Origin of the sequence: Thauera sp. SWB20, from assembly GCF_000831325.1 — a bacterium.
Classification (GTDB): Bacteria; Pseudomonadota; Gammaproteobacteria; order Burkholderiales; family Rhodocyclaceae; genus Thauera; species Thauera aminoaromatica.
Genome location: NZ_JTDM01000004.1, coordinates 22,902 through 30,039, shown reverse-complemented (window position 1 = coordinate 30,039; position 7,138 = coordinate 22,902). Strand labels below are relative to the sequence as shown.

Here is a 7,138-nt window from a genome sequence, read left to right as displayed (position 1 = left end):
GAGGCCGTGCCGCTGACCACGGCGCCGGCCACGTCGGGGATGTCGATGCCGTTGGCCGTGAGGTTGTCCGGGCCGATCAGCACCTTGAACGGATAGGGATCGTTGACGGTTCCATCGATCGGCACACGCCCGATCAGCGCCGTCATGGCAATCGACCCCATGAGCGTCGAGTTCGACGGCACGGTGTAGACAGCCTTCGTGGAGGCGCCCACGGCGCGGCTGCCCACGTCGGCGACGGATTCCGCTGCGGCCGACAGGCTTTTCTGGGCCGGCCCGAAGCTCAGGGGAAAGCTCGGCTCCTTGCTGCCGTTCTTGGCGTCGACCTTGGCATCGTCGGGCTCGACCCACTGCGTGCCACTGGTGCCGCGGTCGAAGCGCTGGCCGTCACCCTCTTCGAGCCCCAGTCCGACGGGCAGGTCGGACGGGCCGCCCTTGCCGGAAAGGCCGTCCAGTTGCCGCTGCAGATCCTGCAGCAGCCCTTGGGTCTGCTGCCTGTCGCTGGCCACCTGATTGCGCTCCTGCTCCAGGCGGTTGCGTTCGCCTTCCAGCGCGCTCTGGATGCGCTGGTCGATCGCGCTTTCCCGCGCACGCAGGCGCTCGTTCTCGGCCTTGTGCTGCTTGTTGTCGCCGAGCGCGCTCTGCAGCTCGGTGCGCAACTGCTTCACCTGGGCCACCAGCGTGGCGACGGTATCGCGCGGCGTGTCGCCTGCGATGCCCAGGGCTTTCATCTCCTCGGGCGTGAGCGTACTGGCCGCGCCCTTGGGGGCGGGCTGGCCGCCGGGGGCGCCGGAGAACAGTTTGATGCCGACGAACACCAGCAGCAGCGCCGTCGGGATCAGCAGCCACTTGAGCAGCGGATTACTCTTCATCGCGCGCTCCTCCGGTCGAGCCGGCCGCGGCGGCCGGCCGCAGGTTCACGGTGGCGTCGATCGGGCTCAGCGCCGGCAGCAGCGACTCGGCCAGGCCGTGGCCGCGCGTGACCAGGTAGAGCACCGTGGTGTCGGACGGGGTGCCGGCCGGGCCCAGGTTCGGATGCTGGAAGGTCGCCGCCACGAAGTTCCCCTGCAGGGCGCGCGGGTCGAGGTCGAGCCAGCGCGCGGCGGTGTTGGTGAGTCGCACGGCCGTCACCCACTGGTCTTCCAGGCGCCACGCGGCCAGTGCCCGCGCGCGCACCGGCAGCGTCGGCAGCAAGGTGTCCAGCGTGAGGTCGCGGCGCAGGTTCACGCGCCCGATGCCGGCGACCGGCTCGACGGTGCGCAGCGGCGCGTACAGGTTCTGTGCGGCATAGCGCGTCAGCACGACCGGTACCGGCGTTTCGCGCCGGGGAACGGGTTTGTCCGTGGGCGCATCGGCCTGCTCGTCCGCGCCGCTCGTTGCACTGCCGCCGTAGCGCTTCGCGGGGGCTTCCGCTTCCACGATGCGCACCGGCTCCAGCGGCGCCTGGCCGTCCTTCGCCGGCTCGGCGGCGATGTCGAGGAGGATCAGCGCGCCGGATTCCACGTCCTGCAGTTGCAGCCGCGTGGGCGGAATCGGCTCGCTCGCCCGCAGGTAGATCGCGCCGCCCGCACTCTGCACGCGGAGGTGGTCGCCGACGCTGGCCGGCACGCCGACGCGCACATTGCGGTCGATGAAGACCACGCGCTCCTGGCCGACCACCAGCGGCACCGGCAGGGGTAGGCGCTCCCAGCGCAGGATTTCCACGGCCTGGCTGGCCGGCACGAAACCGAGGGTCAGCAGGACGCCGGCCAGGGCCGACAGGGCAACATGCTTCATGGGGAGTCTCCCTGCAGGTGGCCGGAGGCGTTGGCGGGCGCGCCGGTCTGGGTCGGCGTCGGCGGCGTTTCGATGCGCTGGGGTGCGCTGGCGTAGCAGTCCAGCGCCAGGCCAAAGGGGTTGTGCTCGGGGTCGATGTCGAGCCGGACGACCTTGATCGGGTAGCGCACCAGGGCGCGCTTGACCTGCTCGGAGCCGTAGTATTCGTCCGCGCTCACATCGAGCGTGACGATCCAATCGCGGTCGGAGACCACCTTGACGCGCGTGGCCGGATCATCGCCGTAGCCGCGGCCGGGGATCTCGTAGATGCCGCGCACGCGCTGACGCAGCTCGCCACTGGCGCGCCGGAATTCGTAGTCCTGTTGCAGAAAGGCCCGGCAGCTCGGCGTCAGGTAGGCCGACAGCGCGCGCAGGTTGCGCGGATAGTCCTCTTCGCCGTTCGTGGGCCAACGCTGCACCTGCTGCCAGATGTAGAACGAGAAGGCATACACGCTCTCGGGCGGCACGTCCCACCACTTGCGCGTGCTGCCCGAGCGCAGGTCCGGCGGCACATGGATGGTGAGACTCTTCGGCGCACTCCACCAACCGAAGCCGAGCAGCAGCGCCACCACGAACAACGCGCCGGCCCCCAGGCGCAGCGTCTTCACGTGCGCCTGCAGGTGCGCAACCTCGTTCTTGAAACGGCTCACTGAACTACCCTCCTGTCGCTGACGCGACATCCTCCCCGAGGGAGGTTCGCGCGCCCTTCGGGCGGCCGTGCGGGCGCGCTCATGGCGCACCTCGATCGGCGTTGCGCCGGGTCGTCCAGTAGCCCGAGCGGGTGACGAGGCGCTGGCCGCCCAGGAGCGCTGCCAGCGCCGGATGCCGCAGGGCCAACCGCCACAGGAGCTGCCGGTACAGCCAGGTGTCGGGCCGGCCGCGTTTCTGCGCGCGCAGGAAGCCGCCGCCGACGAAGACGCCCAGCGCGATGCCGGCGACGATCAGCGTGGGCACCATGGCGATGCTGTGCGTAAGCCAGGCCAGCGGCACGCCGAGCGCGAACCCGGCTGCGGCCGACAGGCCGGCGCAGATCCACAACTCGTCGGCGGTCAGCCCGCGCACGACCACCGGCTGGCGGTTCAGCCGGTGCGGCAGGAAGGTCACCAGCGTGTCGCGCAAGGTCTCCGAAGGGACGGCCATCGCTTGCCGCCCTTACAACACGCCGGTGGCTTTGGTGAGCAGCCAGATGCCGACCACCAGCAGGATCGCGCCCACGGCGACCGTCAGACCGAACTGGCCCCAGGTGGCGCGGCCGGTGTGGATCTCCGAGTAGCGTGTGTAGGCGTGATAGCAGACACCGACGAACATCGAGGCGACCACGAGCAGCGCGATCAGCAGCACGATGTCGTAGCCGTAGTTCTGCAAGGTCTGCAGGATGCCGCTTCCCTGGCCGCGCGATGGGTCTTCCATGGTCGGCAGGCCCTGCGCGAAGGCCGACAGCGGCAGGCCCGCGAGCGCCAGCGGCAGCAGCGGTGCGGCGATGTGGGACGGAATGCGATGGGATGTCGGTGGCGTGTTCATGGCGTATGGCCTTTCGTGACGGTCAGGAGAGGAGGAAGAAGGTCAGCACCAGGTACATCGCCACGAAGCGCACGACGACGGCGAGGAACTGACGCTCAGTGATGCGGTGCTCGGCCCAGCCGACGTAGGCGGTGCGCATGGCCCACACGCCCCACAGCAGCAACACGGCGAACACGAAAGCGAGCACCACGGCAGAGACGGCCGAAGGCGCAAAGCCGCCGTTGGCCTGGAAGGCGGCGACCTGATCGGCAGAGGGCGTCATGGCGACGGCTCCTCGTCGTCGGCGCGGTCGCGGCGGACGTAGTCGCCGGCCAACGGGACGGGATCGCGCGGGTGGGCGCGCTGGGGCACGAGGTAGTCCTGCAGGCCGGCGCGAACGCGCTTCAGGTCCGCGCGCAGTCGGGCGTAGTCGAAGTGGTAGCGGGCGCGCGCCTGCGGCGCGGTGTTGGCGGCGTGCTCGGCCAGTCGGTCAATTAGGTCGAGCTGGCGCGTGAGCGCGGCGAGCTGCTCACGCTCCGGGGTGTCGTCGGCAATGGCGGGTTGCAGGGCCGAGAGCAACACGGCCAGCAGCACGGCCAGCGAAGGCCATGCGGATGCGCGGCGGTTGGTCTGTCCCATCGTGCCATTCCCAAGTGAAGCGAATGGCCTTGATACTGTGTCCCTTGCTCGGCTCGCGCCGCAATCAAACGGAACCGGTGGTCAACCGTATTTCAGATGTGATGCTTGCCTGTTAAACCAATCCTTTGACTACCATTCGTTCCAAAGCTTTACCGCCGCCTCGATGAACGCATCACAGGCCGCCTGTCGCCAGCACGTGTGGAAACCATCTCGCAGCAGGTAATACTGCTCGTTGGCGCACACGAGATCGGTTTTCGAGGCATCTTGCCGATACCAATTCAAGGCGTTGACCACGCAGTCCTGATAGCTGGTGGTGAGCTTCTCGTTCGGCACGTTGTACAGCAGGCCTTCGATGTAGTAAGAAGGCGCGATACCAGCCTTGATCAAGCCATCTTCGACCATCCGGCTGCGCATATTCTTGAACACTCGGGTCATAGGTTTTAGCCACTTCGATGAGGCCTGATGCTTCGCTGTCAGGTTTGCCGAGTGCTGCTTCGGGTAGTTCGCGATTCGCTCGCCGGCAGCGTTGAAGAAGCAGATGCCTTCGACGTACTCAGAGTCGCTCGCTGACCGGAACTTGAAGTAGCGCCGGAATTGCGTCGCGACAATCACGTCCGACTTGCGCCGTGAACCGTTCGCGTCGATGGCAATCGCCTTGTCGCCGGCTTTCACGGCCGAGCCGTATTGCCCCTCAAGCACCGACAGCACGTCCCGCTTGAAGTCGGCATGGGTGTAAGTCGCGTCGCTGAATGCCTGCTTGTAGGCTGACTTTTCGTCATCGGACAGAGATTCGAGATCGCTGTGAAAACAGTCGTCCAGCCGGATGACGATGTCCACGTCGCTCTCGGCGTAGATATTCGTGTCGTTGCCGTACGAGCCTTGAAGGAACACCTTGAAATTCTTGCCGGCATACGGCGTGGTGCTGGCCTCCAGGACGCTCTTGATCGTGTTGTAGGTGTTGCTCGACTGGGTGATCGACCCCTGGTGAGACCATGTTTCGAGCTGCGATTCTGGTATTGGCATCGTCTTCCCCTGGCTATATCAAATGCTCGCGAAGCTGCGTCTCCCGCGACGCGAACGACTCCCGTCCTCGCTGGAACAAGACACCCAGCTTCTTGATGTCGTGTTCCAGTAGATCAGTCGCCATTTCAGGCGTGACGTAGGAGTCGTTGATCCGGATGGTCGGTACGTCATGGAACAGAATCTGCCGCAGTTGGTCCATCGACTGCGTGTTGATCTCCAGGGTCTTCTGCAGCAACTGGACGCTAACGAGATATTTTTTCGCCAGCCACATCAACAGGCTCGGCTTCGGGTCGGGGTAAATGCCCACGCCAACGCTCACAAGCCGGATGTCCTTGCGATCTCTCCGAAGCGCCTGGACCGCATCGGCGATTGCGTACAGCGTCGGGTTGTTTGCGCAGTACCCGCCGTCGATCAGCTCGATGTCCTCACCCATCGAGGTCCTGACGATCGTTCGCTCGAAGAACGGGTAGGCCGAGCACGATGCCTTGACAGCGTCTGCGATGCTCACGCCAAAGCCCGGGACGAACGTACCGACTCGGCCATGCGCCTGCGCGACGCTGCCCTTAAAGATCATCGGGCGCTCGTTCAGCCACTTGGCCGTAACGATCCCGATGTCGGTCTTCACATCACTGAACGTTGCATCGCCGAAGACCTCGCTCGCCAGCTTCTTCAGGGCGCGCGACCTGGCCGGAGCGGTCTTCTGCGACATCACGGTAGGCACGTGCTTGCGGTACAGCTCCAGGATGGAATCGACGCTGTGACCGAGCGCGATCAGTGACGCGATGATCGCGCCCGTACTGGTACCGAAAACCAGATCGAACTTCTGGTGCAGTGGGCACCCGATCATCGCCTCGATTTCCTTGAGTACGCCCAGCGTGTAAAAGCCCTTAGCGCCGCCGCCGTCCAACGTAAGGACTCGCAGTAAGGCAGACGATCCAGACTCTTCTTTCGACTCCATCATTTTCAATGTCCTCCCAACCGATGAAGAACGTACGCAACGCCGACGATCATCAGCTCAACCCTGAGCATGAAGCCGTGCCTCTCCAGCGTCCCCGGCTTCATGTGTAGCTCGGCCAAATTCTGCATGGTGTCCGCACCGGTCCTCTTGTCGCTGCGGTGCTTGTTATTATCACAATGCGACGTATACACAAATCAAGATAGACTCATGGACAGATTCTAGGGCAGACCATATACTTTCCGCAATAACCCTCACAAGCATTCGCTAACCGAACGAGCCAGCCAGGATGTCGAACGAACAGCTTGCAGATCTAACTCAACCACAACGCGACCGGCTCGCGTTCGTGGAGTTGCGCGTGCGCTTCATTGGGGAGATACGCCGTCAGGACTTGGTGACGCGGTTTGGCATTCAGTCCGCCGCCGCTTCAAGGGATCTGGCGCTGTACAAGGAGTTGGCGCCAGGCAACATCGACTACGACCCCAAGGGCAAGTCTTACGTCCTTGGGGCGAACTTTCGGCCCGTCTTCGACTTTCCCCCGGAGCGGGTGCTGTCGTGGCTGACCCAAGGCTTCGGCGACGGTGAACCGATGCGGCTCAAGGCGTGGGTGGCCAGCGAGAGCCCGTCACGGCTGACGCACCCGGATCTGGATGTGCTGGCGAGCGTGACCCGGGCAATCCATCAGGAATGCCCGCTGGGCATCGAGTACCACTCCATCTCAAGTGGCCGCACTGAGCGGGAGATCGTCCCCTTCGCGTTGATCGACAACGGCCTGCGCTGGCACGTCCGCGCCTTTGACCGTAAGTCGCAGGAGTTCCGGGATTTCGTCATCACCCGGATCAAGCGCCCCGTGGCGCTCAAGGGTCAGTTCGTGGCGCCCCACGAGGCCAGCGATCAGGACATTCAATGGACCCGGATCGTCGAACTGGAGTTGGTGCCACACCCAGACCAGCCCCGGCCGGAGATCACCGAGATGGACTACAGCATGCAGGGTGGCGTGCTGCGGATGAAGCTGCGGGCTGCCACCGCCGGTTACATCCTTCGCCAGTGGAGTGTGGACTGCACACCTGACCACAGCTTGCGCGGGCACGAGTACCGGTTGTGGCTGAAGGACCACTTGGCCATCTACGGCGTGCGCAATGCCGTGCTGGCGCCAGGCTACCGCTCCCCTGATCAACAACGGCTCGAAGCCGAGACGGACTGAGGGGG

At 65.1% G+C, this 7,138-nt stretch carries 10 protein-coding genes; 1 reads left to right on the top strand and 9 read right to left on the bottom strand.

The genetic code is table 11. From position 1 onward, the window contains the following. From PO78_RS00565 to PO78_RS00525, 9 genes are all read right to left on the bottom strand, one after another. Positions 1-869: TIGR03752 family integrating conjugative element protein (locus tag PO78_RS00565; protein ID WP_043741314.1), on the bottom strand; the 869-nt coding region annotated here is incomplete at its 3' end. Then, on the bottom strand, positions 859-1,773 hold the full coding sequence (locus PO78_RS00560; RefSeq protein ID WP_043741311.1) for a TIGR03749 family integrating conjugative element protein: 915 nt from the start codon (positions 1,771-1,773) through the stop codon (positions 859-861). The genes PO78_RS00565 and PO78_RS00560, both read right to left, overlap by 11 nt. Then, a complete protein-coding gene (locus PO78_RS00555; RefSeq protein ID WP_043741308.1) occupies positions 1,770-2,462 on the bottom strand; it encodes a PFL_4703 family integrating conjugative element protein in 693 nt (230 codons plus the stop codon). The genes PO78_RS00560 and PO78_RS00555 overlap by 4 nt, the downstream gene beginning before the upstream one ends. 79 nt (positions 2,463-2,541) lie before the next feature. Further along, positions 2,542-2,952: a TIGR03750 family conjugal transfer protein gene (locus PO78_RS00550; RefSeq protein WP_043741305.1), complete on the bottom strand. Its 411-nt coding sequence runs from the start codon at positions 2,950-2,952 to the stop codon at positions 2,542-2,544. A gap of 12 nt (positions 2,953-2,964) precedes the next feature. Beyond that, the gene (locus PO78_RS00545) at positions 2,965-3,333 is read right to left on the bottom strand and encodes a TIGR03745 family integrating conjugative element membrane protein (protein ID WP_043741301.1); all 369 of its coding nucleotides are present in this window, start codon (positions 3,331-3,333) and stop codon (positions 2,965-2,967) included. A 22-nt stretch (positions 3,334-3,355) separates the two neighbouring features. Next, a complete protein-coding gene (locus tag PO78_RS00540) occupies positions 3,356-3,595 on the bottom strand; it encodes a TIGR03758 family integrating conjugative element protein (RefSeq protein ID WP_003140997.1) in 240 nt (79 codons plus the stop codon). Then, positions 3,592-3,951: an integrative conjugative element protein, RAQPRD family gene (locus PO78_RS00535; protein WP_043741298.1), complete on the bottom strand. Its 360-nt coding sequence runs from the start codon at positions 3,949-3,951 to the stop codon at positions 3,592-3,594. Before PO78_RS00535 ends, PO78_RS00540 begins: the two co-directional genes overlap by 4 nt. Before the next feature lie 129 nt (positions 3,952-4,080). Continuing rightward, positions 4,081-4,974: a nucleotidyltransferase domain-containing protein gene (locus PO78_RS00530; protein WP_043741295.1), complete on the bottom strand. Its 894-nt coding sequence runs from the start codon at positions 4,972-4,974 to the stop codon at positions 4,081-4,083. A 13-nt stretch (positions 4,975-4,987) separates the two neighbouring features. Further along, positions 4,988-5,935, bottom strand: coding sequence for a patatin-like phospholipase family protein (locus PO78_RS00525; protein WP_043741292.1), 948 nt, complete (start codon positions 5,933-5,935; stop codon positions 4,988-4,990). 283 nt (positions 5,936-6,218) lie between these two features. On the opposite strand from PO78_RS00525, the gene PO78_RS00520 reads away from it, so the two are divergent. Next, complete coding sequence (locus PO78_RS00520) at positions 6,219-7,133, top strand: helix-turn-helix transcriptional regulator (protein ID WP_043741289.1); 915 nt, start codon at positions 6,219-6,221, stop codon at positions 7,131-7,133. Positions 7,134-7,138: the final 5 nt, after the last annotated feature.

Excerpts from the sequence above, each read along its gene's own strand:
- PO78_RS00525 (WP_043741292.1), bottom strand. The coding sequence starts at position 5,935 with ATGATGGAGTCGAAAGAAGAGTCTGGATCGTCTGCCTTACTGCGAGTC.
- PO78_RS00520 (WP_043741289.1), top strand. The coding sequence starts at position 6,219 with ATGTCGAACGAACAGCTTGCAGATCTAACTCAACCACAACGCGACCGG.
- PO78_RS00530 (WP_043741295.1), bottom strand. The coding sequence starts at position 4,974 with ATGCCAATACCAGAATCGCAGCTCGAAACATGGTCTCACCAGGGGTCG.
- PO78_RS00550 (WP_043741305.1), bottom strand. The coding sequence starts at position 2,952 with ATGGCCGTCCCTTCGGAGACCTTGCGCGACACGCTGGTGACCTTCCTG.
- PO78_RS00560 (WP_043741311.1), bottom strand. The coding sequence starts at position 1,773 with ATGAAGCATGTTGCCCTGTCGGCCCTGGCCGGCGTCCTGCTGACCCTC.
- PO78_RS00540 (WP_003140997.1), bottom strand. The coding sequence starts at position 3,595 with ATGACGCCCTCTGCCGATCAGGTCGCCGCCTTCCAGGCCAACGGCGGC.
- PO78_RS00535 (WP_043741298.1), bottom strand. The coding sequence starts at position 3,951 with ATGGGACAGACCAACCGCCGCGCATCCGCATGGCCTTCGCTGGCCGTG.
- PO78_RS00545 (WP_043741301.1), bottom strand. The coding sequence starts at position 3,333 with ATGAACACGCCACCGACATCCCATCGCATTCCGTCCCACATCGCCGCA.